Origin of the sequence: uncultured Kluyvera sp. (assembly GCF_902485085.1) — a bacterium.
GTDB lineage: Bacteria > Pseudomonadota > Gammaproteobacteria > Enterobacterales > Enterobacteriaceae > Kluyvera > Kluyvera ascorbata.
Window position 1 is genome coordinate 1 of the sequence record NZ_CABTJS010000083.1, and the last position, 22,695, is coordinate 22,695.

34 protein-coding genes are annotated in these 22,695 nt (G+C 52.4%); 28 read left to right on the forward strand and 6 right to left on the reverse strand.

Annotated elements, in window-relative coordinates:
* Positions 1-265: 265 nt before the first annotated feature.
* Genes RDN66_RS09600 through RDN66_RS09610 form a run of 3 tightly spaced genes read right to left on the reverse strand, consistent with a single transcriptional unit; the run spans position 266 to position 2,760 of the window.
* Complete coding sequence (locus tag RDN66_RS09600; protein ID WP_202217411.1) at positions 266-1,315, reverse strand: site-specific integrase; 1,050 nt, start codon at positions 1,313-1,315, stop codon at positions 266-268.
* Between the two features lie 21 nt (positions 1,316-1,336).
* Positions 1,337-1,900 carry a WYL domain-containing protein gene (locus tag RDN66_RS09605; RefSeq protein ID WP_202217410.1) on the reverse strand — a complete coding sequence of 188 codons (564 nt, stop codon included), beginning with the start codon at positions 1,898-1,900 and terminating at the stop codon, positions 1,337-1,339.
* Complete coding sequence (locus RDN66_RS09610) at positions 1,900-2,760, reverse strand: phage repressor protein CI (RefSeq protein ID WP_202217409.1); 861 nt, start codon at positions 2,758-2,760, stop codon at positions 1,900-1,902. Before RDN66_RS09610 ends, RDN66_RS09605 begins: the two co-directional genes overlap by 1 nt.
* Before the next feature lie 121 nt (positions 2,761-2,881).
* Here RDN66_RS09610 and RDN66_RS09615 point away from each other — a divergent pair, with 121 nt between their 5' ends.
* The 11 genes from RDN66_RS09615 (at position 2,882) to RDN66_RS09665 (ending at position 8,360) form a co-directional block, all read left to right on the forward strand.
* Positions 2,882-3,253, forward strand: coding sequence for a Cro/Cl family transcriptional regulator (locus tag RDN66_RS09615; protein ID WP_308537807.1), 372 nt, complete (start codon positions 2,882-2,884; stop codon positions 3,251-3,253).
* A 32-nt stretch (positions 3,254-3,285) separates the two neighbouring features.
* Positions 3,286-3,795 carry a phage regulatory CII family protein gene (locus RDN66_RS09620; RefSeq protein WP_080073824.1) on the forward strand — a complete coding sequence of 170 codons (510 nt, stop codon included), beginning with the start codon at positions 3,286-3,288 and terminating at the stop codon, positions 3,793-3,795.
* 7 nt (positions 3,796-3,802) lie between these two features.
* The gene (locus RDN66_RS09625) at positions 3,803-4,003 is read left to right on the forward strand and encodes a phage filamentation protein Fil family protein (RefSeq protein WP_202217408.1); all 201 of its coding nucleotides are present in this window, start codon (positions 3,803-3,805) and stop codon (positions 4,001-4,003) included.
* Positions 3,967-4,305: a DUF5347 domain-containing protein gene (locus RDN66_RS09630; protein ID WP_000963463.1), complete on the forward strand. Its 339-nt coding sequence runs from the start codon at positions 3,967-3,969 to the stop codon at positions 4,303-4,305. Before RDN66_RS09625 ends, RDN66_RS09630 begins: the two co-directional genes overlap by 37 nt.
* A 67-nt stretch (positions 4,306-4,372) precedes the next feature.
* Positions 4,373-4,600 carry a DUF2732 domain-containing protein gene (locus RDN66_RS09635; protein ID WP_202217407.1) on the forward strand — a complete coding sequence of 76 codons (228 nt, stop codon included), beginning with the start codon at positions 4,373-4,375 and terminating at the stop codon, positions 4,598-4,600.
* Positions 4,600-4,821, forward strand: coding sequence for a TraR/DksA family transcriptional regulator (locus RDN66_RS09640; RefSeq protein ID WP_202217406.1), 222 nt, complete (start codon positions 4,600-4,602; stop codon positions 4,819-4,821). Before RDN66_RS09635 ends, RDN66_RS09640 begins: the two co-directional genes overlap by 1 nt.
* A complete protein-coding gene (locus RDN66_RS09645) occupies positions 4,822-5,103 on the forward strand; it encodes a DUF5405 family protein (protein ID WP_202217405.1) in 282 nt (93 codons plus the stop codon).
* Positions 5,104-5,144: 41 nt separating this feature from the next.
* Positions 5,145-5,609: a class I SAM-dependent methyltransferase gene (locus RDN66_RS09650; protein WP_308537808.1), complete on the forward strand. Its 465-nt coding sequence runs from the start codon at positions 5,145-5,147 to the stop codon at positions 5,607-5,609.
* Complete coding sequence (locus RDN66_RS09655; protein WP_308537809.1) at positions 5,602-7,827, forward strand: replication endonuclease; 2,226 nt, start codon at positions 5,602-5,604, stop codon at positions 7,825-7,827. Before RDN66_RS09650 ends, RDN66_RS09655 begins: the two co-directional genes overlap by 8 nt.
* Positions 7,828-7,940: 113 nt before the next feature.
* On the forward strand, positions 7,941-8,123 hold the full coding sequence (locus tag RDN66_RS09660) for a hypothetical protein (protein WP_000232650.1): 183 nt from the start codon (positions 7,941-7,943) through the stop codon (positions 8,121-8,123).
* Between the two features lie 3 nt (positions 8,124-8,126).
* Positions 8,127-8,360 carry a DinI family protein gene (locus RDN66_RS09665; protein WP_001222154.1) on the forward strand — a complete coding sequence of 78 codons (234 nt, stop codon included), beginning with the start codon at positions 8,127-8,129 and terminating at the stop codon, positions 8,358-8,360.
* 738 nt (positions 8,361-9,098) lie between these two features.
* On the opposite strand, the gene RDN66_RS09670 is transcribed toward RDN66_RS09665, so the two are convergent.
* Genes RDN66_RS09670 through RDN66_RS09680 form a run of 3 tightly spaced genes read right to left on the reverse strand, consistent with a single transcriptional unit; the run spans position 9,099 to position 12,957 of the window.
* Positions 9,099-10,034 carry an acyltransferase family protein gene (locus RDN66_RS09670; protein ID WP_211640102.1) on the reverse strand — a complete coding sequence of 312 codons (936 nt, stop codon included), beginning with the start codon at positions 10,032-10,034 and terminating at the stop codon, positions 9,099-9,101.
* A 60-nt stretch (positions 10,035-10,094) separates the two neighbouring features.
* A complete protein-coding gene (locus RDN66_RS09675; RefSeq protein WP_220421152.1) occupies positions 10,095-11,186 on the reverse strand; it encodes a phage portal protein in 1,092 nt (363 codons plus the stop codon).
* Position 11,187: 1 nt separating this feature from the next.
* Positions 11,188-12,957 (reverse strand): terminase ATPase subunit family protein, encoded by a 1,770-nt coding sequence (locus RDN66_RS09680; RefSeq protein WP_220421153.1) that lies wholly within the window; start codon positions 12,955-12,957, stop codon positions 11,188-11,190.
* Positions 12,958-13,122: 165 nt separating this feature from the next.
* On the opposite strand from RDN66_RS09680, the gene RDN66_RS09685 reads away from it, so the two are divergent.
* The 17 genes from RDN66_RS09685 to RDN66_RS09765 all read left to right on the forward strand — a co-directional run.
* Positions 13,123-13,977 (forward strand): GPO family capsid scaffolding protein, encoded by an 855-nt coding sequence (locus tag RDN66_RS09685; RefSeq protein ID WP_220421154.1) that lies wholly within the window; start codon positions 13,123-13,125, stop codon positions 13,975-13,977.
* Positions 13,978-14,052: 75 nt separating this feature from the next.
* Positions 14,053-15,120 carry a phage major capsid protein, P2 family gene (locus tag RDN66_RS09690; protein ID WP_308537810.1) on the forward strand — a complete coding sequence of 356 codons (1,068 nt, stop codon included), beginning with the start codon at positions 14,053-14,055 and terminating at the stop codon, positions 15,118-15,120.
* A 4-nt stretch (positions 15,121-15,124) separates the two neighbouring features.
* Positions 15,125-15,874, forward strand: a complete 750-nt coding sequence (locus RDN66_RS09695; RefSeq protein WP_308537811.1) for a terminase endonuclease subunit — start codon at positions 15,125-15,127, stop codon at positions 15,872-15,874.
* Positions 15,875-15,967: 93 nt separating this feature from the next.
* Positions 15,968-16,477, forward strand: coding sequence for a head completion/stabilization protein (locus RDN66_RS09700; protein ID WP_044068245.1), 510 nt, complete (start codon positions 15,968-15,970; stop codon positions 16,475-16,477).
* Positions 16,477-16,680: a tail protein X gene (locus RDN66_RS09705; protein ID WP_042325371.1), complete on the forward strand. Its 204-nt coding sequence runs from the start codon at positions 16,477-16,479 to the stop codon at positions 16,678-16,680. Before RDN66_RS09700 ends, RDN66_RS09705 begins: the two co-directional genes overlap by 1 nt.
* Positions 16,671-16,892 carry an HP1 family phage holin gene (locus RDN66_RS09710; protein WP_001437784.1) on the forward strand — a complete coding sequence of 74 codons (222 nt, stop codon included), beginning with the start codon at positions 16,671-16,673 and terminating at the stop codon, positions 16,890-16,892. The genes RDN66_RS09705 and RDN66_RS09710 overlap by 10 nt, the downstream gene beginning before the upstream one ends.
* Complete coding sequence (locus tag RDN66_RS09715) at positions 16,876-17,388, forward strand: lysozyme (protein WP_047721263.1); 513 nt, start codon at positions 16,876-16,878, stop codon at positions 17,386-17,388. The genes RDN66_RS09710 and RDN66_RS09715 overlap by 17 nt, the downstream gene beginning before the upstream one ends.
* On the forward strand, positions 17,385-17,816 hold the full coding sequence (locus RDN66_RS09720; RefSeq protein WP_046092415.1) for a DNZ54_00345 family protein: 432 nt from the start codon (positions 17,385-17,387) through the stop codon (positions 17,814-17,816). The genes RDN66_RS09715 and RDN66_RS09720 overlap by 4 nt, the downstream gene beginning before the upstream one ends.
* On the forward strand, positions 17,816-18,226 hold the full coding sequence (gene lysB / locus RDN66_RS09725; RefSeq protein ID WP_044068236.1) for an Rz-like lysis system protein LysB: 411 nt from the start codon (positions 17,816-17,818) through the stop codon (positions 18,224-18,226). Before RDN66_RS09720 ends, lysB begins: the two co-directional genes overlap by 1 nt.
* On the forward strand, positions 18,126-18,371 hold the full coding sequence (gene lysC / locus RDN66_RS09730) for an Rz1-like lysis system protein LysC (RefSeq protein ID WP_308537812.1): 246 nt from the start codon (positions 18,126-18,128) through the stop codon (positions 18,369-18,371). The genes lysB and lysC overlap by 101 nt, the downstream gene beginning before the upstream one ends.
* Positions 18,334-18,801 (forward strand): phage tail protein, encoded by a 468-nt coding sequence (locus RDN66_RS09735; protein ID WP_165712519.1) that lies wholly within the window; start codon positions 18,334-18,336, stop codon positions 18,799-18,801. The genes lysC and RDN66_RS09735 overlap by 38 nt, the downstream gene beginning before the upstream one ends.
* Positions 18,794-19,243 carry a phage virion morphogenesis protein gene (locus tag RDN66_RS09740; RefSeq protein ID WP_165712517.1) on the forward strand — a complete coding sequence of 150 codons (450 nt, stop codon included), beginning with the start codon at positions 18,794-18,796 and terminating at the stop codon, positions 19,241-19,243. Before RDN66_RS09735 ends, RDN66_RS09740 begins: the two co-directional genes overlap by 8 nt.
* 68 nt (positions 19,244-19,311) lie before the next feature.
* On the forward strand, positions 19,312-19,953 hold the full coding sequence (locus tag RDN66_RS09745) for a phage baseplate assembly protein V (protein ID WP_165712515.1): 642 nt from the start codon (positions 19,312-19,314) through the stop codon (positions 19,951-19,953).
* Positions 19,950-20,297: a GPW/gp25 family protein gene (locus RDN66_RS09750; protein ID WP_087856840.1), complete on the forward strand. Its 348-nt coding sequence runs from the start codon at positions 19,950-19,952 to the stop codon at positions 20,295-20,297. The genes RDN66_RS09745 and RDN66_RS09750 overlap by 4 nt, the downstream gene beginning before the upstream one ends.
* A 6-nt stretch (positions 20,298-20,303) precedes the next feature.
* Complete coding sequence (locus RDN66_RS09755; protein ID WP_165712513.1) at positions 20,304-21,212, forward strand: baseplate assembly protein; 909 nt, start codon at positions 20,304-20,306, stop codon at positions 21,210-21,212.
* Positions 21,205-21,735, forward strand: coding sequence for a phage tail protein I (locus RDN66_RS09760; protein WP_165712510.1), 531 nt, complete (start codon positions 21,205-21,207; stop codon positions 21,733-21,735). Before RDN66_RS09755 ends, RDN66_RS09760 begins: the two co-directional genes overlap by 8 nt.
* Positions 21,736-21,745: 10 nt before the next feature.
* The coding region (locus RDN66_RS09765) for a phage tail protein (protein WP_308537813.1) at positions 21,746-22,695 on the forward strand (950 nt) is incomplete at its 3' end.

Sequence of the window (22,695 nt, forward strand, 5' to 3'; positions counted from 1 at the left end):
CTCCTTTTACTTGTGGTGAGTAAGCAGAGATATTCCGGCATGGGCATTCTTCAGGCTATAGCCTTACAGGATCAATCACCACCTCCCTAGGAGGTGGTTTAGGGGTGACAATAAAAAAGGGCCAGCCTTTCGGCCAGCCCTCTTTAACAGGATGTCGCTTGCGCGAATCTTAGTTAAGACGCTCCTATTAACACCACCAAACAAACAAACACTTACCATATAAAACAATTAGTTAACGTAATTTTTAATGCAGCGAATTGCAGTGTTATGCAAGCTCTGCCGCCACATTGTCGCCAACATATAGCGACAACGGATTAAGGGTAACAGCTTGCTCAAGATGGTCAGGCGCAAAGTGTGCATACTTCATTGTTTCTCGAATGTTGGCATGCCCGAGTATTTTCTGCAGCACCAGTATATTTCCGCCGTTCATCATAAAATGAGCACCAAAAGTATGACGCAAAACGTGGGTCTTCTGCCCTTCCGTCAGTTCAATGTTCGTAAGTTTGAGCATCTTCTTGAACTCCTGATAGCAGGGCTTAAACATTCTGCCCTGACGTTCGGACAACTCGTCGTACAGCCATTTAGGAATCGGAACCGTGCGATTCTTCTTACCTTTGGTTTTGGTGAAGGTAAGTTTGTAGGGAGAAAGTTGGGGGCGTGTAAGTCTCTCGGCTTCTCCCCATCGTGCGCCGGTAGCCAGGCACACTTTAACAATCATCGTAAGATTTTCTTTGCCATATTGTTCACAGGCTCGGAACAGCTCCGGGAGCTGAGACAAAGTTAGCCAGGACATTTCTTTCTCAGCTTCTTTGAATACGCGAATCCCGTCCAGTGGATTGGGTAAACTCCACTCCCCTAATCGTCGCAGTTCATTGAACACCGCTTCGAGGTATTGCTGCTCGCGATTGACAGTTATAGGTTTGGCGATCCATTTCGCCGGGTCTTTGTGATAGCCGTTGTCTATTTCACCACGTAATCGACGGTCACGGTAATGAGCCCAATCTTTAGCGGTAAGACGAGATGCGATAGGGTCGCCCAACCCATTACATACAATTTGTAGCTTTGCTAACCGCGACTTACTGGCGACTAACGCCTGACCGTGCAAATTGTGCCAAAGCTGAATAATCTCACTTAAGCGTCGGCGGTCTTCTTTCTTGCCGAGCCACGGCTTATCTTCACTCTCGCTTTTGGTAAATGATTCGAATGCCTCGGCCTCACCTTTGGTATTGAATTGACGGCGTATACGCCGCCCTTCCCGGCCATTTGGATAAAGCTCGCATAACCATTTACCGTTTTTCTGCTTGCTAACAGTCATAAAGCCCCCACGAGCATATAACTAAACCGTCAAATAAAATTGCTCGTCCCATTCCTCCGTAGTAAATAACTCACCAGTATCACGAAGTGTAATTCCATCAACAATCCTATCTGTTCTAAACGTTCGATATTGCTTTCTGCTGTGGCAATACCCTTCAATATATAAACCATCAAATTTTTTAACATCGACCTCTCTATATTTAACCGTGCCGTTAGTGTTCTCATATGTAAAAGCTATTTTTAGCAAATGCTTATGTTTACTAAAATCAACCTGATTTCTAAATACCACATCCTCAGAGTCATCGTGGCTCGCGCTTTCAGTTTCATTATTATCTGAGACAGATTTTGTAGGTGTAGTCGCATTATCTTTTTTAGGATAGAAAAGGACTACCGCACCAACAATCAGTAGTACTACACCTATCCCCTCATAGTCTGAAGATACAATAATCCCACCTGCATACAGAAAGTACCAAAGCGCGCATATAGATTTTAAAACCTTTGTTTTAGTGTTTTGTGCCTTAGAGCAAATTCTGATAACGGCGTAGATGGAAAGCACAATTGAAAGTATGCTGATTAGTACATCCATTATACATGCTTCTCCAAAGTAAAAATTATCACCCCTGAAGGTGTAATATCAGACAAGTTACATTCAAACTCCGCAAACTTATTCGATAGCCTTGCCTTTCCACCAGGCAACCTGACTACATCAAACACATCAAGCGCGCCGTCAATGCTAATTAGCCAGCGGCCATTGGCAATGTTTGAGACAGAGCAATCAACAAGCCAAGATGAATTTACCCCTTCAACAAAGACTAAATTCTCAGCGCTTGCCGGAATCATTGATGGGTCAGGGTGCCACGTTCCAGCGTCCCTAAGCTCACCAGATTCAAGCCGCGACTTTTTAATAGTGCGGCCAGATGAGACCGTTTCCCTATTAGCTCGCATTTGCCCCTTACCAGTCGCTAACCATTCAAGCGACACATCAGTATCAAGAGCACATGCAACGACTACATCGCCCGGAAAAAAATCACGCCTTACCCATGTGCTGATTGTGCCTGAGGAAATGCCAAGCAAATCGCCTAACTCCTTCTGCATGCTAAAGCCGTAGGCATCAAGAATTCTACGCAAAACGGTTTTCCCACCATTCGTCATAATCTCGTCATAGAGCTCTTTGCCTTTTAACTTGCAACCAATCCGCTCGCAATTCGAATTTGCAAGTTTACCACTTACTAGCCAATTGATATCAGCTCCAGTGTCAAGACAACACCTAACTATGACGTTGCCCGGTATTGCATCGCGTTGAACCCAGCCACTAACGCTGTGTTTGGCTATGCCTAACAGGTCAGCCAAATCTTTTTGCATCTTAACGCCATAGGCAGACATCAAGCGTTCTAACACGCCGTTAGTTGCACCAACACGCCACTGAACATCAAGTTCAGAACTCATAAAAACCCCTATAGATAATTTTATGGGTGTTTACAGATAACTTTTTACGATCTATAGTGGCGTTCATCGACCAAGATGCACACCACTGCACTACATTTCAAACAACAGGAGATAATGCGATATGTCAGATGCAAAATCAATCTCGACGCACGACTCGCAAAACTCACAAAATCAAACTGTGCTGTTAGATCCAACGCAGTTTGATGCCATCGTTACAGCAATGCTGCCAGCCCTGCAGACAATGATTCGCTCTGCTATGTCCGACACCATGACAGTGAAAGACTTTGCCGCCACCCGCGGCGTTAGCGAGCGTCTGGTCTGGCAATGGCTTGATGAGGGCATTCTTCTTAAAGCTCCGACCAAAGACTTTTCCAATAAAGAGGAAGCCGGTAAACGAAGCCGCACCCTCGTAAACGTAAAAACTTGGCGCGACAAACTGACTCAACAAGCGATTGACTGTCGCTACATCGACCAGCGCACCGCTCTTAACTGAATTTGATTATGCAAGTTAGAGGGAACTTAACCATGTTTGATTTTCAGATTTCCAAACATCCCCACTATGACGAAGCATGCCGGGCTTTTGCGCAGCGTCACAACATGGCGAAGCTGGCAGAGCGTGCGGGTATGAATGTCCAGACGTTACGTAACAAGCTCAACCCGGAACAGCCTCACCAGTTCACGCCGCCTGAATTGTGGCTACTGACTGACCTGACCGAAGACTCAACCCTCGTTGATGGTTTTCTGGCGCAGATTCATTGTCTGCCATGCGTGCCAGTTAATGAGCTGGCTAAAGACAAATTGCAGTCTTATGTCATGCGAGCGATGAGTGAACTCGGCGAGCTGGCGAGCGGTGCGGTCTCTGATGAGCGCCTGACCTCTGCCCGTAAGCACAACATGATTGAAAGCGTTAACGCTGGCATTCGCATGTTGTCGTTGTCGGCGCTGGCGCTGCATGCGCGTCTGCAGACTAATCCCGCTATGACGAGCGTGGTCGATACCATGAGCGGTATTGGCGCGTCATTCGGTCTGATTTGAGGTGCGTATGCTGAAAAGTGAACCATCATTCGCGTCTCTGCTCGTCAAGCAAAGTCCCGGCATGCACTACGGCCACGGCTGGATCGCAGGTCAGGACGGAAAGCGCTGGCACCCGAGCCATTCACAGGCTGATTTACTGGCTGGACTATCCACCAAAAAGCAGGGGGAATCATGGCTATCGAAGCTGTTTCCGCGACTGTTCCGCTAAAAGCGGGTGAACGTCTGGCCGGTCTCAATCATGTGGCTGAATTGCGCGCGAGATATTGGGGCGATAGCTGGAAAGAGGTTGAGCGTTTTGTCGATGATATGCGCGATAAACGTGACCCACAATTTGAAGAAAATAATCGGGCGCTGGCCGCTATTTTCTTTCTGGCAAAAATACCGGCGGCTCGTCATGAGCTCGAATTAAGTGAGCTGACTACTGACGAGAAAAAGGCGCTTATTACAGCGATGAATCATTTTCGTGCAGTGGTGAGTTTATTTCCCAAACGGCTAACTATGCCGAATTAATCCAAACAGAAATTTAATGGCGTAAACCCGCCGGGCTTCTTATTGCCAGAAATCAGGAGAGTAAATTATGCGTAATACCGAAATCCGTAGTTTTAACACCGATAGCGATGCGCTGGCCGTATTGCTGACCGATGCCAAAAAAGAAGAGCGCAAAGACCGCGCGCTCGCTGTTTCCATCCGCCTTGAGGCGCTGGCTATCCATATCACCAAAGAGGGCATGAACGGCACCGAAGCCGCTGAACTGCTGCGCCGTGAAGCCACACGCTTTGAGAACGAATCACAGGAGCTGCACTAATGGCAGACGCAATGGATTTAGCACAACAGCGTGAGCAGGAAGACCGCGAACGCCATATCAACACCGCACGCAGCCGCATCGCTGCGCCCTCTCGTTTCTTCTGCGAAGAATGTGACGCACCAATCCCGGAAGCGCGCCGCGCTGCAATTCCGGGCGTGGCATTTTGCGTGACCTGTCAGCAAATAGCAGAGCTCAAATCTAAACATTACAGGGGCGTATAAATGGGTATTCGTATCGAAGTCGGCGATAAATGGGTAATTACCAGCGACCAATATCAATTCATCCTGAATGAGAAGAAAGTCGCTCAATCCGGGAAAAAAGCTGGCGAGGAATGGCTCGACACTATCGGATATTACCCAAAGATTGAACAGCTTATTTCCGGGCTTATCCATCACCATATTCAGAATTCAGTAATTAGCTCTTTGGAGTGCATGAGCCATGAGATTGAGCAGGTAGGCTTATTGTGTCAAAGCGCGATTGTTTCCAATGGGGGCAAATCGTGAGCGATAAATCTACCGTGCTGGATATGTGCTGCGGCTCGCGTATGTTCTGGTTCAATAAGCGTGACACTCGCGCAGTGTTTACCGATATACGCGCCGAAGAACATGTTTTATGTGACGGGCGTCGGCTTGTTATCAGTCCTGACCTGATTGCGGATTTTCGTGCGCTGCCGTTCGCTGATGCGTCATTCCCGGTCGTAGTATTTGACCCGCCACATCTTGAGCGTGTCGGGCAGTCGGCGTGGATGGGTAAGAAATACGGTAGACTGAATAAAAAAACGTGGCGCGCAGACATAAGAGCCGGATTTAAAGAGGCTTTTCGCGTATTACGCCCACACGGCGTACTCATCTTCAAATGGAATGAAACGCAGATACCGGTTAGTCAGATTCTTGCGCTGACAAACGAGACACCGGCTATTGGCCAGCGCACTGGAAAGAACGACAAAACACATTGGATTATTTATGTAAAAAGTAGTTCTGACATTAGCCCGGTGGCGCTTAATGACTGATGTCGTTTACGCGTTTCCGTGGAACGCTCCACGGTCGGCAATAGCCAGCCCATACCTTACCTATGACCAACAGTATCGCCGCGACCGTATGTTCGCGGCTTTGCTGCATGCGAGAAAGGTGCTTTCTCTCCAGCCTGAGTGCGTGCGTTTTGATGTTTATCGTACCGCTACGGTGCTGGAGCAAAATCAGGGCAGTCAACGAGCTAATGCCTTTTTAATCAGCTTCTGTAAAAAGGCATTGCCGCGTCTTGAACTGGTCGCAAAAAAATACGAGTGCGCGGGTATCAACAGCAATGTATCAGCCGCTGTTTTTGGTGGTCATTTTGATACCCAGCTTATGCAATATCTGGCGTCACGTATGGTCAATATGGTCGCCAGATTTAACCGCCTCCCTGATATGTCGCGCGCCGATATTGACCTGTTGGCCGCTGATATCGCTAATTTCATTCGTGCTGAACTGGCCGACATTGATGACACCGGATTTAGCGAGCTTAAAACGCTGTACACGTGGTACATGCGCGCCGGTATTATTGCCCTGCAATTCAACGTTAACCCGCCGCATTGGGAGCGTGTGACAAAGAAATATGTCGGTGAGGATGAAATCGCCCCTGCTATCACCCGCATGTTTAATGAGGTTTGGTGGCGTGGCCGCTTGCGACGCATTGCGGCTGCATGGCGCGAACACCTGCATATTGCCGTTGGCAACGTCAGCAAGAAAAAGCATGCCTACGCGAGTAAAAACTGCGTGACTGACTGGCGCGAGCAGAAGCGCCGCACGCGTGAATTTCTCAAGGGGCTGGATCTCGAAGACGAAGACGGCAACCGCATCAGCCTGATTGAAAAATATGATGGCTCGGTCGCCAACCCTGCGATACGTCGCTGCGAGCTGATGACCCGCATCCGTGGGTTTGAAAATATCTGCAATGAGCTCGGTTATGTCGGTGAGTTTTATACCCTGACCGCGCCGTCAAAATATCACGCCACAACTAAGGCGGGTTACCGTAACACCAAATGGAAAGGAGCCAGCCCGTCGGACACGCAGAGTTATCTCACCGGCCTTTGGGCGCGCATTCGTGCCAAGTTACATCGGGAAGAAATCCGCATTTTCGGCATCCGTGTTGCCGAACCTCATCACGACGGAACGCCACACTGGCACATGCTTATGTTCATGTTGCCGGAAGACGTCGAGCGCGTGCGCCTCATCATCCGTGATTATGCGTGGGAGGAAGACCGCCACGAACTGAGAAGCGATAAAGCCAAAAAAGCGCGCTTTCATGCCGAGGCCATTGACCCGGAAAAAGGCAGCGCTACCGGCTATGTTGCTAAATACATTTCGAAAAATATCGACGGCTATGCTCTTGATGGTGAAACCGATGACGAAAGCGGTGAGCTGCTGAAAGAGACAGCCCCCGCTGTATCAGCATGGGCGGCGCGCTGGCACATCCGTCAATTCCAGTTTATCGGCGGTGCGCCGGTGACGGTCTACCGTGAATTGCGTCGTCTCGCCGATACCGAGACCGCGCACGGTCTGAGCGTTGAATTTGCCGCCGTCCATGATGCCGCTGACGCCGGTGACTGGGCTGGTTACGTTAATGCGCAGGGTGGCCCGTTTGTCCGTCGCGATGATTTGCAGGTGCGCACGCTGTATGAACCGCGCGCCGAGTTTAACCAGTATGGTGAGGAAACCGTCTGCATCCGTGGCGTGTACGATTCTGCTGTCGGTGCTGGTACCCCGATTTTAACCCGGCTAACGCAGTGGAAAATTGTACCGAAGCGTGCCGTTGATTTGGCCGTTGACGTTAAGGGCGCTCCTGCGCCCTCTCGGAGTTCTGTCAATAACTGTACGGAGAGCGAAAGCGAGCCACCAGAGCTGGATTTAACAAAACCACTAAGCCGACGTGAAAAACGCGAATTAGCAAAACGAATCAGGAAGCCAAAACCACCAAAAAGGGCGAAATTTATTCACGGTAAGCCTGAGCAAACCCCCGCGATAGAAAAAACTATCGACGAGATTCAACTGACAACCGGCATCACAATCAGCCGGGGCGAAGCCCTGCAACTGATGGCCGGTGGTAAAAGTTGTTTTGATGGCAAATGGCTACGCGGAACGGCCAAAGGAGAAATATTTTCCGCAGCGCCATCGCATGAGGCTAAAGCTCGGAAAATCCTTAATCGTGTTGCGGTGATGGCTAAAGCATCAAAACCAATACATGAGTAATTCGTATCCATATCATGTACATACAGCAATCGACCTATTCGTTTTTTTTCTTCCCATCTTTTGCCAATACGTGCTACTGTATAAATATACAGTAACCCTATGGGAGGGATTTCATGGTTGGCGAACATTTCAGCCGAACGCAGCAAAAGTGGGCTTGTGTGCAATTTATTGCCGAGGTATCTCTGATTGCAAACTGCAAGCCATCAGACTTAAAGCTCGCGCTCACTCTCATTGCAGACCTAGCAAACAGCGAAAATAACGAAACCGAAGATGATATTTTTTATAAGGCTGATTAGATTATGAGAATCAATATCACGTTGGATAAAGAGCAAAAAATTAGTCAGGCAACGTTGGATGCGCTTGAGGCTGAGCTGTACCGCAATCTTCAACCTATTTACCCAAAGACCGCTATCCGCATTCGCAAAGGCTCCGCAAATGGCGTTGAGCTAAGTGGTTTGAAACTGGACGAAGATAAAAAACGAGTAATGGAAATCATGCAGCAGGTATGGGAGGACGATAGCTGGTTGCATTAACAAACGCCGCCGGTGCTGAAACTCGCTTTCAGTGCTGGCGGGGTTGAACAACGAGCCCCGCGAGGCGTTAGCCTGCCCCGTTGAGACCGCCCCAAACCGGCACCATTAAAGCCGGTTTTTTTATGCCAATTCTCCGCGAATTTCCCGTTTTTAAGCCGTGCATGCAACAGGTGCATGGTTTTGCATGCGCCGGGGTTGCCCGTTCTGAGCGTGCGCCGCCAGAGCTGGCGCGGATCAAGAGTGGTCATGCAACTGCATTAAAACCGACCCATAAAGCGGCCAGGCGTGGCGGGGAAAGCATTGCGCGCCAGCGGTGGTACGTAATAATAAAAATCATCGTCTGAGCGCGTAGTGATGGCGCTGTCATGGTTGTTGTCGGTTCGTTGGTGGTCGGGTGTGATGGTGCGCGTGTGGCGCACCTGAGGCGTGATGGTGTTGGGGTATGGAAAAGCCGCTTAGCGACAGCGGCTTAACAGGAGTGGCTGGATTCATACTGCTAATCATGTTTCTACAACGATTAAACTAATTTACATGTATGTTGAGTTCACGGTCGCTAGACCAGTCATGGCATTCTAAAACAAGTCGGACTACTCTGAGCCTCAGAAAGAATTATATTTCGTCCGTATTTAATGTCAGTGATTTTATCTCAAGCTTAGAACATTTTATTTGGATGCAAATAGAGTAAACGGTTGCTAGAACGGTCGTATAATAAAGGCGCCTCAAAGGGCGCCTTTATTCCTATAATAAATATCTTAATTTGCTGTTTAGTTTAACCAATGCGTAAGAGACAGGGATTAGCATCCCAATAACAAACAGATATCGCATTGCACTTAATTTATCATCGTATACATAGTCCTGACCAATGAATATTATTGCTGGATGGACTAGATAAATGGCCGTAGCAAAGGAAGAGAGGTTCTTGTATTTGCCAAGAATATCAATATTCATTATGTAAATGAATAACAATGGAGAAATAAGTAACAATGAAAACATCATGTCTAATTGTTTATCTGTGCCAAATAACCTTAGGTTAAGATAAGACTCTATTATTAGCAATACAAAGCTTAATGCAATAATCGGTAAGCCATAATTTTTCACATTACTTATGCCAGCTCTCCTAATAAGAAAACCAATGGTCATAAACGGGAGGCAGTCAAATAAGAAGTTTCTGTGCGTGGGGATAAATGCAAGAACCTTTGATGTAATCCCGCTGGAGATGTTTAGGTTTGCAGCATACTGAAGCAAGGTACCAACTATATAAAGCAGTATCGACAAAAGCACTAAAGTGGATGTTTTTTTATCTTTCAGTAAATACAGGAGGCATCCAGCCAAAATTACGCCCATTATATACCATAAAGCATAATAACCATTAAATATATTTATTATGGCAGTAATCATTTTTGTATCGCCGAGCCAGAATGGGAGGTATATAATAGACCATACGATATATAGAATCAGCATTCTAGAAAGCCACTTTATGAACTGCTTCCCAGTTTCAATTCTAATGAAAAAATAACCAGTAATTATAAGAAACAGAGGTACTGATAATCTAAAAATGCCGTTGATAAGGAAGTGGTTCGCTGTTGGGTTAAGCTCTTTAAGGATGTCAAGATGTATAAATACAACAAAAAATGCCGCCACAACTTTTAATATATCTATAGATATATGTCTCACATGCGCCTCTAAAGAAAATTAGTAATAATTTATGAATTTTAACTATAGGATGCTTGATAATCAACACTTTACATCATTTGCTCTTGAGGTCTGAGGCTTGGTATCAGCATCGGGGTTATCGAGGGTGTACTCTTTGAACCTGATGACCTCCATGCCGAGCCAGTCATTTACTTCTCTGAATCTGTCCTGTAGGGGCGACAGCTCGTTACGCACAAATACCTTTGCCACTTTCTCAACGTCACCTAGTGAGCCGATATTCTCGGGCTTGCCGCCCATTAGCTGGAACGGTACGCGGTGCGCATCCATCAGGTCGGCGGCACTGGCTTTTTTGATATTGAAAAAGTCATCCTTTGTGGCGACCTCGCTCAGTGGCACGATTTTGATGCCGTCCGGTTTTCCGCCAGGGGCGTAGAAAAACAGGTTCTTAAAGTTGCCAAGCCCTTTCGAGTTACGCATCGCCTCGCGTAGCGATTCGACGTCGGTCGCACTTTGCGCCGGGTCAGTCACATACATGATGTAGCCTGCGTGCGCGCCGTTCTGATAATACTTGCGGCGGAACAGCGTAGCCGATTCGTTCAGCCAGGCGGAATTAAGTGCGCTGAGATATTCCGGCAGACCGTAAATCTCCTGATTAATGTCGGGCTCCAGCAGGTGAAACACGGTGTCAGGCGCGAACTCATGCGGCTGAGTGAAGTTTTCTACAAACCAGAAAATCGAATCATCGACCCCGCGCCGGGTGTATTTGGCCGGTGAAGCCAGCAGCTTAATTAACTGGCCGGTGACGCTATGGCGCTGCTCAAGAAAGGCGTTGCCGAAAACCAGATAGTCGAGCGCAAAGCGGCTGAAATCCTGACGGGAAAGCAACGGGTGTGGAATGTAGGTGCTGGCGAGCACGTTGCGTTTAACGTAAATCGGCGAGCTGTGATGCACGGCAGAGCGCAGGCTCTTTGCCAGTCCGGAGAAGCTGACCGGTGGCTCGTACCATTTGCCGTTACTGATGCACTCGACGTAGTCCAGAATGTCGCGCTTATCGAGTACCGGCACCGGCTCGCCGAAAGTGAACGCTGTCGTTTTGGGCAGTGCGCTGGCGGTCAGTTGTTGTGGCTTGCTGGCCTTCTGCGCAGCGGCTTTACGGGATTTTTGTTTACCCATTTTAGTTGAACTCCAGAATAGATTTAGGCTGCATGCCGCTACCGGCAGAAAGCGGTTCATTTAACAGGGCGTGCATGGTCGCCCATGCGATATCGGCGTGACTGGCTTCCTCGGTGCGGCTGGCCTCATAAGTGGCGCTGCGCCCGCTGCTGGTCATGGTTTTGCGAATCGACATAAACGACTGCGTGACGTCGGTCGCCCCGGCGTCGTACTCCAGACAACCACGGCGAATGGTGTCTTTCGCCTTGAGCACCATTGCGGTTTTCATTTCAGGTGTGTAACGGATGCCGCGTGCCGCCGGGTAGAATGAGCGCACCAACTGGAACACGCCGAGGCCGAGGCCGGTTGCGTCAATGCCGATGTATTCGACGTTGTATTTCTCGGTCAGCTTGCGGATGCCCTCTGCCTGCGCGGCAAAGTCCATGCCTTTCCACTGGTGACGCTCCAGCATGCGGAATTTGCCACCCGAGACCACCGGCGGCGCGAGCACGACGCACCCGGCGCTGTCGCCGGTGTGTGACGGGTCGTAGCCAATCCAGACCGGACGCGAGCCGAACGGATGGTCGGCGAACGGGGCAAAATCCTCCCATTCTTCCATCACGTCGACCATGCAGCGCTGCAGCTCCTCGAACGGGAATACCGACGCTTTATCGTCAACAAACTCGCACATAAACAGATTCTTAAAGTCCTCATCACTGTTTTCGCGCCTGAGCTGGTCGAGGTCGAACAGGGTGCAGCCACCGGCAAGGGCGTCCTCAATGGTGACAATCTGCCGCCACTGGCCGTCGTCGCAGAGTCGGCCACCGGCGAGCGCGCTGTGACTGATGTCGATTTCGATGCGGTCGGCAATACGACTGCGCCCCTTGTTGAACAGCTCGCCAGACCAGAAGGGATAGGCGCCGTGTGCCAGCGTGGAGGGTGTCGAAAAGTAGGTTGAGCGCAGGTGCTTCTGCGAGGCCATGCCAGATGCGACTTTGCGCAGCTTCTGAAAATTTGGGATCCAGAATATTTCATCGACATACAGGTCGCCGTTATGGCTCTGCGCGGTGTTGGAATTGGTACCGAGAAAAATCAGTTTTGCGCCGTTGTTGCCGATGACAATCGGGTCACCGGTCAGGTCGACGTCAACCAGTCGCGCAAACTGGATGATGTATTCGCGGAACACGTAAGCCTGCGTTTTGCTGGCCGACAGAAAAATCTGGTTATGGCCGGTCTTGAGTGCGCGCAGCAGTGCCTCGCGGGAGAAATAGAACGTCGCGCCAATCTGGCGGGATTTGAGAATGTCGCGAATGCGGTGCGCCAGTCCTGCGCGGTACCACTGCAACTGGTACTCGAAAGACTGGTCGAAAAATAGTTCCTCCAGCTTCCCGACAGCCTCGTCGCTGAAAAAGTTCTTTTTTGGCTTTTTACGCTCGCCTTTGTTGCGGTTGGCGACATTGGGGTTTAGGTCGACCTCGTTGCCGGTCTGGCTGTAGCGGTTAACGCGCGCCAGTCGCTCAATCTGCCGACCGAGCAGGTCAATCTCTTTGAAGTCGCCGCCTGACTTTTGCTGCTTGGCGATGAGCTGAATCAGGCGCGCCTCAAGGCTGCTTTCGACGCGGGAAATCGGTGCGATGCCGTCCCAGCCGTCGCGCTGCTTCCAGCTCTGCACGGTCGGGCGCTTGACCTGCAGCATTTCGGCAATCTGTGGCACGGAAAAACCCTGCCAGTAAAGCAGCGATGCCTGCCGTCGCGGGTCATGCAACAAGGTTGTATCGGTGGAAATGGTCATTGATGCCTCGCCGTAGTGGATTCAGGGCAAGGCTACTTAATGGCCGTCAGTGATTCGATAAGGTGCTGTTGTGTGGGCGGTTATCCAGTCGTCATTGGTGGTCTGGTGTGTCCTGAGTCTGGAAACTGGCGGTGACCAGTAACCCCAACCTCAGGACTCCTGACAATGGCAAAAAAAGTCTCAAAATTCTTTCGCATCGGCGTCGAGGGTGATACCTGCGACGGGCGCATTATCAGCGGTAACGATATTCAGGAAATGGCTGAGTCGTTTGACCCGCGCGTATATGGTTGCCGCATCAACCTTGAGCATATTCGCGGTCTCTTTCCCGACGGCGACTTTAAGCGCCTGGGTGATGTGGTTGAGCTGAAAGCCGAGAAGATTGACGACGACTCTGCGCTTAACGGCAAATGGGCGTTGTTCGCTAAAATCACCCCGACCGATGACCTGATTGCAATGAATAAAAAATTGCAGAAGGTCTACACCTCAATGGAAATTCAGCCGAATTTTGCCAATACCGGCAAATGCTATCTCGTTGGTCTGGCTGTGACCGATGACCCGGCAAGCCTCGGCACCGAATACCTCGAATTCTGCCGCAACGCGAAGCACAACCCTCTGCAGCGCTTTAAGGCCAACCCTGAAAACGTCTTTTCCGCTGCCACGCTGGCCGAACTGGAATTTGAAGACGTTCCCGACACGGTGCTAAACAGCCTGGCAGATAAGGTGAAAGCCATTTTCAGCCGTAAGCAGGTCAGCGACGATGCGCGCCTGAATGATGTGCATGAAGCGGTGACCACCGTCAGCGAGCATGTGCAGACCAATCTGACCGCGCAGGATAAGCGCATTTCCGATATGGAAACCGCGTTTGCCACTTTCAAACAGGAACTGACCGGCAAGGTTGACGAAACCAGCCAGGCATTTTCCGCCCTGAAAACCACCCTCGACAAAACCGAAAGTTTCAGCCAGCCGCGACGCACAAAAGCCAGCGGCGGTGGCGGTGATGAGCTGCTGACCGACTGCTGATAAACCGCAGACCGAAACCGGGCGGTAACCCCGCCCGATGCTGTGACTAACCGATTAATTCAAACAGGAAATACTATGCGTCAGGAAACCCGTTTTAAGTTCAATGCCTATCTGACCCAGCTCGCCAAACTGAACGGCATCAGCGTTGATGACGTCAGTAAAAAATTCACCGTCGAGCCGTCCGTTACGCAAACGCTGATGAACACCGTGCAGGCGTCATCCGCGTTTCTGCAGATGATTAACATTCTGCCGGTCGCAGAAATGAAGGGCGAGAAAATCGGCGTCGGTGTGACCGGCACCATCGCCAGCACGACCGATACCTCGGGCGACAAAGAGCGCCAGACCGCAGATTTCACCGCGCTTGAGTCCAACAAGTACGAGTGCAATCAGATTAACTTTGATTTCCACCTGACCTATAAACGCCTCGACCTGTGGGCGCGTTTTCAGGACTTCCAGCGCCGCATCCGCGACGCCATTGTCCAGCGTCAGGCACTGGATTTCATCATGGCCGGATTCAACGGTACCACCCGCGCTGATACCTCAGACCGCAGCAAAAACCCGATGCTGCAGGATGTGACCGTCGGCTGGCTGCAGAAGTACCGCAACGAAGCCCCGGCGCGCGTGATGAGCAAAATCACCGCTGAGGACGGCACCGTTATTTCTGACGTGATTCGCGTTGGCAAAAACGGCGACTATGAGAACCTCGACGCGCTGGTGATGGACGGTACCAACACCCTGATTGACGAGATTTATCAGGATGACCCGAAACTCGTTGCCATCGTTGGCCGTAAGCTGCTGGCCGACAAATATTTCCCGCTGGTCAACAAACAGCAGGAAAATACCGAGTCGCTGGCGGCGGATATCATCATCAGCCAGAAGCGCATCGGCAACCTGCCAGCCGTTCGCGTGCCGTACTTCCCTGCGAATGCGGTATTCGTGACCACGCTGGAAAACCTCTCTATCTACTTCATGGATGAGAGCCACCGCCGCAGCATTGATGAGAACCCGAAAAAAGACCGCGTGGAAAACTACGAGTCGATGAACATCGACTATGTGGTCGAGGCGTATGCCGCCGGGTGCCTGCTGGAAAACATCACCCTGGGCGATTTCACCGCACCAGAAGCACCGGAAGGCGGAGAGTAAACCCATGACGAGTCCCGCACAGCGTCACATGATGCGGGTCTCGGCCTCTCAAGCCGCGCAGCGGGAACAAGCCCCGCTGCGCCACGCAACCGCCTACGAGCAGATGCTGGTAAAGCTGGCCGATGACCGCCGCACGTTGAAAACCATCCGTTCAAACGAACTGAAAGCCGCTAAAAAGCGCGAGCTGCTGCCGTTCTATGCACCGTGGGTCGCCGGTGTGCTGGCTGATGGCCGTGGCGCACAGGATGACATCCTGATGACCGTCATGCTGTGGCGTCTCGATGCCGGTGACGTTGCTGGCGCGCTGGAGATTGCGCCCTACGCGCTGAAATACGGCCTCACCTCAGACCATCGTCGCACCACGCCTTACATGCTGGTTGAGGAGGTGGCACTTGCCGCGCTGCGCCTGCGCGATGCCGGTGAGCCTGTCGACCTTGCATTACTGCTGACCACCCTCAGCCTGACCGACGGCGCTGACGTTCCCGATATGGTGCGCGCCCGTCTGCATAAGGTGACTGGCCTGACCCTGCGCGATACCGGTAAGAACGCCGACGCGCTGGCGCAGTTTCAGCGCGCGATGCAACTCGACCGCAATGCCGGTGTACGCAAAGAGATTGAGCGGCTGGAGCGCGCATTGAAGCCTAAGCCCAAGGTCGCGCCCCGTAAAACGACTAAACCGCGCACGCGCAAACCTGCCACCAAACCGGCGGCAAAGCGCGGGCGTCCACCAAAGGCGGTAAAAACCGCCGGTTAACTGAACGCTCCCCGAGCCGGGCGGCACGCCGGTCAAAGCGGGTTTTGACCCTGACGGCGATCGGCGTCCACCGCCCAACCTAATGAGGTTGTCATGACGACAGTAATACTGAATCAGCCCGACGAACCGCAGGACGTACCGGGCGTGGTGATTCCCGCACCGGAGACGGGCGACGCAGTGATTAAAAACACGTTCTTTTTCCCTGACGTGGATCCGAAGCGGGTGCGCGAGTTGATGCGCCTTGAGCAGACGGTTTCCGATGCGCGCCTGCGCAACGCCATCAAGACCGGCATGGCGGAAACCAATGCGGAGCTTTACGACTATCGGCTGCGCCAGATTGCTGCAGGGTTTAAGCAACTGGCCGACGTGCCTGACGCCGAGGAAATCGACGGCGAGAATGTGCGCGTTTTCCACTACCTCAGCGCCGTGACGGCGATGGCGACCGCCACCCTGTATGAGCGTTATCGCGGGGTTGAGGCCACCGGCAAGGGTGACAAAAAAGCCGACAGCGTCGAAACCACCATTGATGACCTGTGGCGGGATATGCGCTGGTCGGTCTCGCGCCTGCAGGATAAACCGCGCTGCATCGTGGGTCAGCTCTGATGAAAGTCTACGCGATGCAGGGCGACACCCTCGACGCGCTTTGCGCCCGGTATTACGGGCGCACTGAGGGTGTGGTCGAGACGGTGCTGCAGGCTAATCCCGGTCTGTCTGAGCTGGGCGTCATTCTGCCGCATGGCACGGCGATTGACCTGCCCGACGTTGAAACCTCACCCACGGCGGAGACCCTGAACCTATGGGACTGAGTATGGAAAAAATCACCACGTTTATCGCCTACTGGCTGGCCGTGGGTCTGGCGTATTTCGGGGCAATGTCGCCCGAAAAGCTGGCGCTGTATGTGGGTAGTCTGTGCGCCATTTTTACGGCGGCGGTGAATTTCTGGTACCGGCGCAAAACCTTTCGTTACCTGACCGAAATGGGAATCGACAAAGGGGTGACCCGTGAGCTCAATCGTTAAACGTTGCAGTGTGGCCGCAGTGCTGGCGCTGGCGGCACTGATGCCTGATTTTCGTCTGCTGAATACCTCGCCTGATGGTCTGGCGCTGATTGCCGACCTCGAAGGGTGTCGCCTGACACCTTACCAGTGTAGCGCGGGCGTGTGGACGTCAGGCATCGGCCACACTGCCGGGGTGGTACCGAAACGTGATATCACCGAGCGCGAAGCGGCGGCAAATCTGGTCGCCGACGTGCTTAATACCGAGCGCCGTCTCGCGGTCTGCGTGCCGGTCACCATGCCGCAACCTGTTTACGACGCGCTGGTCAGTTTCTCTTTTAACGTCGGCACCGGCGCGGCCTGTCGCTCGACGCTGGTCTCTTACATCAAGCGTCATCAGTGGTGGCAGGCATGCGACCAGCTTACCCGCTGGGTGTACGTCAATGGCACTAAAAACAAAGGGCTGGAAAACCGCCGCACGCGGGAACTGGCGTATTGCATGAAAGGAGTAACCCAATGAAAAAATATTTACGTTCCCTGATGTTCGATGCCCTGCTGGCACTGTTGCTGCTTTGGGGGCTGGCATCGCCGCAAAGCGCCGCCGTCAACTTTGTTGCCGCGTGGGCGCTGTTTGGCAGTTTCATCTGCATTACGGCGAGCGTCGCCGGTGTGGTCGCCTATGAGCACTGGCTGCGAAATACGGGCAAAAATATTCCCGTCAATCCAGACCTGATGAAAGTATTTCGCGCCGTCTTTTGCCGTAAGCCCTCTCAGGGGCGTCGGGCATGGTCTCTCATTATTTTCTCTGTTACCACGGGCTGTCTGCTTGGGGCTGGCTGGATCCTTACGGCTCTGATTTACCTGATTTGTATGCTGACCTTTAAGGCCGTTCGCGAGACCTACCGCCAGCGCATTGAGGGGGCTGGTCTGTGTCCAGAGTCATTGTGATGTTTCTGGCCTCCGCGCTGGTGCTGGCTGTGCTTGGGCTGCTGTGGTTGCGCCATGAGAACGGTAATTTATCCCGCTCCTTTGAGACAGCAAACCGCGTCGCGAGCGAACAAAAGACGACGATTGGCATGTTGAAAAATCAGCTCAGTGTTGCCGGTCAGCTTGCCAGACGTAATGAATCTGCGCAGGTGGCACTGCGTGAACAGCTCGAAAAGGCTAGCGAGGAAGCCAGCCGCCGCGAGCAGACGATAACGAGGTTACTTAATGAAAATGAAGCCTTTCGCCGCTGGTATAACGCTGCTCTGCCTGATGTGGTGCGTCGGCTGCACACCCGCACCGCCTGCGCCAGCGCCGGTGATTGTGGTCAGCGGATGCCCGAGGGTGAGCCTTTGCCCGATGCCGGGAAGTGACCCGAAAACCAATGGCGACCTGAGCGCGGATATCCGCCGCCTTGAGGGCGCGCTGACCGCCTGCGCGCTGCAGGTTAAAACCGTCAAACACTGTCAGGATGAACTCGATGCAGAAGCACAAAAGCCTGCGCAAAGCGCTGATTAACGCCGTGCCGCAGCTCCGAAATAACCCCGATATGCTACGCCTGTTTGCCGACAACGGCCATACCGATTCCCGACTGGCGAGCTCGCTGTCGTTTGAAAAGGTGTATGTGCTTAACGTGGTGGTGACCGACTTTACTGGCGACCTCGATTTGATATTCGTGCCGGTGCAGGCATGGCTGCGTGAACATCAGCCGGACATTATGACCACCGACGACGGGCGGGAAAAAGGATTCACCTGGATTATTGATATCAATAACGACGATTCGCTCGATATCAGTATCAGCCTGAGGCTCACCGAGCGCACGCTCGTCAAAGAGGTCGGGGGCGCGCTGCATGTCAGTTATGCACCAGAACCGCCACTGCCTGAGCTGGTGAAGCGCCCGGTTGCTATGTATGCAAACGGTGAATTAGTGAGCCAGTGGGATGAGTGAATTAACCGCGCTGCAGGAGCGCCTCGCCGGTCTGATTGCCAGCCTGTCACCGGCGGCACGTCGCAAAATGGCGGCTGAGATTGCGAAAAAGCTGCGTACCAGTCAGCAGCAGCGCATCAAGCGCCAGCAGGCACCCGACGGCACCCCGTATGCCGCACGAAAGCGCCAGCCGGTACGGAGCAAGAAAGGCCGCATTAAGCGCGAAATGTTCGCCAAACTGCGCACCAGTCGCTTTATGAAAGCCAAAGGCAGCGATAGTGCGGCGGTGGTGGAGTTTACCGGCAAGGTGCAGCGCATGGCGCGGGTGCATCAGTACGGCCTCAAAGACCGCCCAAACCGCAACAGCCGGGATGTGCAGTACGAGGCGCGCCCGTTGCTCGGTTTCACCCGCGACGATGAGCAAATGATTGAAGACGTCATTATCAGCCACCTCGGCAAATAAATATTGTGTGAACCACCACCGGAGGCGCGTGATTTGGCGCGGCTAAAGACCAGAGGCATTCTTGCACTATGAATACGTTATCCACGATACAGGAGCTCGCGCGTGCGATTCGTAACCTCATCCGCTCAGGTGTGGTGACGGAGGTCGATACCGTGCAGGGGCTGTGCCGCGTACAAAGCGGCGGGATCCAGACGACATGGCTGAACTGGCTGACCACCCGCGCCGGTCGTTCGCGCACATGGTGGGCTCCCTCGCTCGGTGAGCAGGTGCTGCTGCTGGCAATCGGTGGCGAGCTTGATACCGCTTTCGTGCTGCCGGGGATTTTCTCCGACGATAACCCCGCTCCGTCTGCCTCGGCGGATGCGTGGCATGTGGTTTTTCCTGATGGCGCGGTCATTGAGTACGAGCCGGAGACCAGTGCACTGACGGTCAGAGGCATCAAAACTGCTGACGTGACCGCGTCGGAATCCATCACGGCCACTGTGCCTGTGGTGCTGGTGAAAGCAGAAACCCGCATCACCCTCGACACCCCGGAGGTGGTATGCACCAACAAACTGACGACGGCAACGCTTGAGGTGCAGAAAGGCGGGGAGATGAGAGGCGACATTGTCCACAACGGCGGCACATTTAAATCAAACGGTGTGCAGCTCGACGACCACGGTCACGGTGGTGTGCAAAGAGGCGGTGCCTGGACGGAGGACACCAAATGACGGCGCGCTATATGGGGATGAACCGCAACACCGGTCTCGGTATCAGTGACACTGAACACATCAGCCAGAGCATGCGCGACATTCTGCTGACGCCGGTCGGCTCGCGGGTGATGCGTCGTGAATATGGCTCGCTCCTGTCTGCGCTGATTGATATGCCGCAAAACCCGGCGCTCAGGCTGCAAATCATGGTGGCGTGCTATTCGGCCATCCAGAAGTGGGAGCCGCGTATCAGGCTTACATCCATCAGCTTTGAGACTGGTGATGCTGGCGAGATGTATGTCGATATTACCGGGATGCGTACCGATACGGGTGCGTCAGTTTCAACCACTGTTTCACTGAGTTAAATCACTATGGCAACTGTTGACCTGAGCCTGTTACCCGTTCCCGATGTGGTTGAGGAACTGGATTTTGAAACCATCCTTGCGGAACGCATTGCGACGCTAATTTCGCTATACCCCGAAGACCAGCAGGAAGCTGTAGCCCGGACGCTCGCACTTGAGTCTGAACCAATTGTTAAATTGCTGCAGGAAAACGCCTACCGTGAGGTTATCTGGCGTCAGCGTGTTAATGAAGCTGCTCGCGCAGGCATGCTGGCTTATGCCAGAGATAGCGACCTCGATAATCTCGGGGCGAATTTCAATGTTGAGCGCCTGGTCGTCAGGCCTGCTGATGACACCACCATCCCCCCGACCCCCGCTGAAATGGAGCTTGATGCCGATTTTCGTCTGCGTATACAGCAGGCATTTGAAGGGATGAGCGTTGCGGGATCCACCGGAGCTTATGAATTTCATGGCCGCAGTGCTGACGGGCGTGTCGCAGATATTTCTGTTATCAGCCCTTCCCCAGCATGTGTCACGATATCTGTGCTTTCGCGTGAGAATAACGGTGCGGCGTCTGATGAGCTTCAGAGCATCGTGCGCAATGCGCTGAATGCTGAGGACGTGAGGCCGGTTGCTGACCGGGTTACAGTGCAGTCAGCTCAGATTATTGACTACCAGATACGCGCAACACTTTTCGTTTATCCGGGGCCGGAAAATGAGCCGATTCGTGCGGCGGCTGAGGCGAAGCTCAAAGCTTATATCAGTGCACAGCACAGGTTGGGGCGGGATATTCGCCTGTCAGCAATTTATGCCGCGTTGCATGTTGAGGGGGTGCAACGTGTCGAACTGGCTGCACCTGTGGCCGACATTGTGCTTGATAAAACGCAGGCATCTTTTTGCACAGACTATCAGATAGTGATTGGTGGCTCCGATGAGTGATGTCCGCCTGTTACCTGTAGGGTCATCACCTCTTGAGGTGGCTGCTGCCAGAGCCTGCGCAGATATTGAAAATACACCTGTTCCGTTACGCCGCCTGTGGAGTCCTGACACCTGTCCTGCAAATCTTTTGCCGTGGCTGGCGTGGGCGTTTTCCGTTGACCGCTGGGATGAGAACTGGCCGGAAAAAACAAAGCGCGATGTTATTCGCAGCGCGTATTTCATTCACTGCCACAAAGGCACGATAGGCGCTGTCAGGCGAGTTATTGAGCCGCTCGGATACATAATCAACGTTACGGAATGGTGGGAGACAGGTGACCCGGCGGGAACGTTTCGTCTTGATATCGGTGTGCTGGAAAGCGGTATTACCGAAGAAATGTATTTAGAAATGGAGCGGTTGATTGCTGATGCGAAACCTGCGAGCCGTCATTTGATTGGCCTGAATATTATCCAGGATATTCCCGGTTATATGTATACAGGTGGTGTGAGCTGTGACGGCGACATTATTACAGTTTACCCCGGATAAGTGAGGAATAATGAGCACGAAATTTAAAACTATTATCACCACTGCCGGAGCCGAAAAACTGGCAGCGGCTACTGTGCCGGGTGGTAAAAAAGTGAATATCACCGTGATGGCCGTTGGTGACGGAGGCGGAAAACTGCCAGTGCCGGACGCCGGTCAGGTGCAGCTCGTGAATGAGGTCTGGCGCCATGCCCTGAATAAAATCAGCCAGGACAACCGGAACAGCAATTACATTGTAGCCGAGCTGGTTATTCCGCCCGAGGTGGGAGGATTCTGGATGCGCGAGTTGGGTCTTTATGATGACGAGGGCACTCTCATTGCTGTTGCCAATATGGCAGAAAGCTACAAGCCAGAACTTGCCGAGGGCTCAGGCCGTGCGCAGACATGTCGCATGGTCATTATTGTCAGCAGTATTGCCTCAGTTGAATTATCCATTGATTCGACAATGGTAATGGCGACGCAGGAATATGTTGATGACAGGATTGCGGAACATGAGAAGTCACGTCGACATCCTGACGCCACACTGAAAGAAAAAGGCTTTACTCAACTCAGTAGCGCAACAGACAGCGCGTCTGAGGTGCTTGCGGCGACGCCGAAAGCGGTTAAAGCGGCGTATGACCTTGCTAATGCTAAATATACCGCTCAGGACGCGAGCACAGCGCAAAAAGGCATTGTGAGGCTGAGTAGTGCGGCAGACAGTACCAGTGAAGCTGAGGCCGCAACACCGAAAGCTGTCAAAATTGCGATGGATAATGCGAATGCGAGGCTGGCAAAAGACCGGAACGGCGCTGATATTCCGAATCCGCCGTTGTTTGTCCAGAATATCGGTTTAAAACCCACGGTCGATAAAGCTGCTAATGCCGTTGATAAAAATGGCGACACGATGACCGGAAACCTGACACTCAAGGGTGATTACCGGCTGAGTTTTATTATCCAGAATGAAGACGGTTCTATTCGTGCTTA

Excerpts from the sequence above, each read along its gene's own strand:
- RDN66_RS09600 (WP_202217411.1), bottom strand. The coding sequence starts at position 1,315 with ATGACTGTTAGCAAGCAGAAAAACGGTAAATGGTTATGCGAGCTTTAT.
- RDN66_RS09605 (WP_202217410.1), bottom strand. The coding sequence starts at position 1,900 with ATGGATGTACTAATCAGCATACTTTCAATTGTGCTTTCCATCTACGCC.
- RDN66_RS09610 (WP_202217409.1), bottom strand. The coding sequence starts at position 2,760 with ATGAGTTCTGAACTTGATGTTCAGTGGCGTGTTGGTGCAACTAACGGC.
- RDN66_RS09615 (WP_308537807.1), top strand. The coding sequence starts at position 2,882 with ATGTCAGATGCAAAATCAATCTCGACGCACGACTCGCAAAACTCACAA.
- RDN66_RS09620 (WP_080073824.1), top strand. The coding sequence starts at position 3,286 with ATGTTTGATTTTCAGATTTCCAAACATCCCCACTATGACGAAGCATGC.
- RDN66_RS09625 (WP_202217408.1), top strand. The coding sequence starts at position 3,803 with ATGCTGAAAAGTGAACCATCATTCGCGTCTCTGCTCGTCAAGCAAAGT.
- RDN66_RS09630 (WP_000963463.1), top strand. The coding sequence starts at position 3,967 with ATGGCTATCGAAGCTGTTTCCGCGACTGTTCCGCTAAAAGCGGGTGAA.
- RDN66_RS09635 (WP_202217407.1), top strand. The coding sequence starts at position 4,373 with ATGCGTAATACCGAAATCCGTAGTTTTAACACCGATAGCGATGCGCTG.
- RDN66_RS09640 (WP_202217406.1), top strand. The coding sequence starts at position 4,600 with ATGGCAGACGCAATGGATTTAGCACAACAGCGTGAGCAGGAAGACCGC.
- RDN66_RS09645 (WP_202217405.1), top strand. The coding sequence starts at position 4,822 with ATGGGTATTCGTATCGAAGTCGGCGATAAATGGGTAATTACCAGCGAC.
- RDN66_RS09650 (WP_308537808.1), top strand. The coding sequence starts at position 5,145 with ATGTTCTGGTTCAATAAGCGTGACACTCGCGCAGTGTTTACCGATATA.
- RDN66_RS09655 (WP_308537809.1), top strand. The coding sequence starts at position 5,602 with ATGACTGATGTCGTTTACGCGTTTCCGTGGAACGCTCCACGGTCGGCA.
- RDN66_RS09660 (WP_000232650.1), top strand. The coding sequence starts at position 7,941 with ATGGTTGGCGAACATTTCAGCCGAACGCAGCAAAAGTGGGCTTGTGTG.
- RDN66_RS09665 (WP_001222154.1), top strand. The coding sequence starts at position 8,127 with ATGAGAATCAATATCACGTTGGATAAAGAGCAAAAAATTAGTCAGGCA.
- RDN66_RS09675 (WP_220421152.1), bottom strand. The coding sequence starts at position 11,186 with ATGGGTAAACAAAAATCCCGTAAAGCCGCTGCGCAGAAGGCCAGCAAG.
- RDN66_RS09680 (WP_220421153.1), bottom strand. The coding sequence starts at position 12,957 with ATGACCATTTCCACCGATACAACCTTGTTGCATGACCCGCGACGGCAG.
- RDN66_RS09685 (WP_220421154.1), top strand. The coding sequence starts at position 13,123 with ATGGCAAAAAAAGTCTCAAAATTCTTTCGCATCGGCGTCGAGGGTGAT.
- RDN66_RS09690 (WP_308537810.1), top strand. The coding sequence starts at position 14,053 with ATGCGTCAGGAAACCCGTTTTAAGTTCAATGCCTATCTGACCCAGCTC.
- RDN66_RS09695 (WP_308537811.1), top strand. The coding sequence starts at position 15,125 with ATGACGAGTCCCGCACAGCGTCACATGATGCGGGTCTCGGCCTCTCAA.
- RDN66_RS09700 (WP_044068245.1), top strand. The coding sequence starts at position 15,968 with ATGACGACAGTAATACTGAATCAGCCCGACGAACCGCAGGACGTACCG.
- RDN66_RS09705 (WP_042325371.1), top strand. The coding sequence starts at position 16,477 with ATGAAAGTCTACGCGATGCAGGGCGACACCCTCGACGCGCTTTGCGCC.
- RDN66_RS09710 (WP_001437784.1), top strand. The coding sequence starts at position 16,671 with ATGGGACTGAGTATGGAAAAAATCACCACGTTTATCGCCTACTGGCTG.
- RDN66_RS09720 (WP_046092415.1), top strand. The coding sequence starts at position 17,385 with ATGAAAAAATATTTACGTTCCCTGATGTTCGATGCCCTGCTGGCACTG.
- lysB (WP_044068236.1), top strand. The coding sequence starts at position 17,816 with ATGTTTCTGGCCTCCGCGCTGGTGCTGGCTGTGCTTGGGCTGCTGTGG.
- lysC (WP_308537812.1), top strand. The coding sequence starts at position 18,126 with ATGTGGTGCGTCGGCTGCACACCCGCACCGCCTGCGCCAGCGCCGGTG.
- RDN66_RS09735 (WP_165712519.1), top strand. The coding sequence starts at position 18,334 with ATGCAGAAGCACAAAAGCCTGCGCAAAGCGCTGATTAACGCCGTGCCG.
- RDN66_RS09740 (WP_165712517.1), top strand. The coding sequence starts at position 18,794 with ATGAGTGAATTAACCGCGCTGCAGGAGCGCCTCGCCGGTCTGATTGCC.
- RDN66_RS09745 (WP_165712515.1), top strand. The coding sequence starts at position 19,312 with ATGAATACGTTATCCACGATACAGGAGCTCGCGCGTGCGATTCGTAAC.
- RDN66_RS09750 (WP_087856840.1), top strand. The coding sequence starts at position 19,950 with ATGACGGCGCGCTATATGGGGATGAACCGCAACACCGGTCTCGGTATC.
- RDN66_RS09755 (WP_165712513.1), top strand. The coding sequence starts at position 20,304 with ATGGCAACTGTTGACCTGAGCCTGTTACCCGTTCCCGATGTGGTTGAG.
- RDN66_RS09760 (WP_165712510.1), top strand. The coding sequence starts at position 21,205 with ATGAGTGATGTCCGCCTGTTACCTGTAGGGTCATCACCTCTTGAGGTG.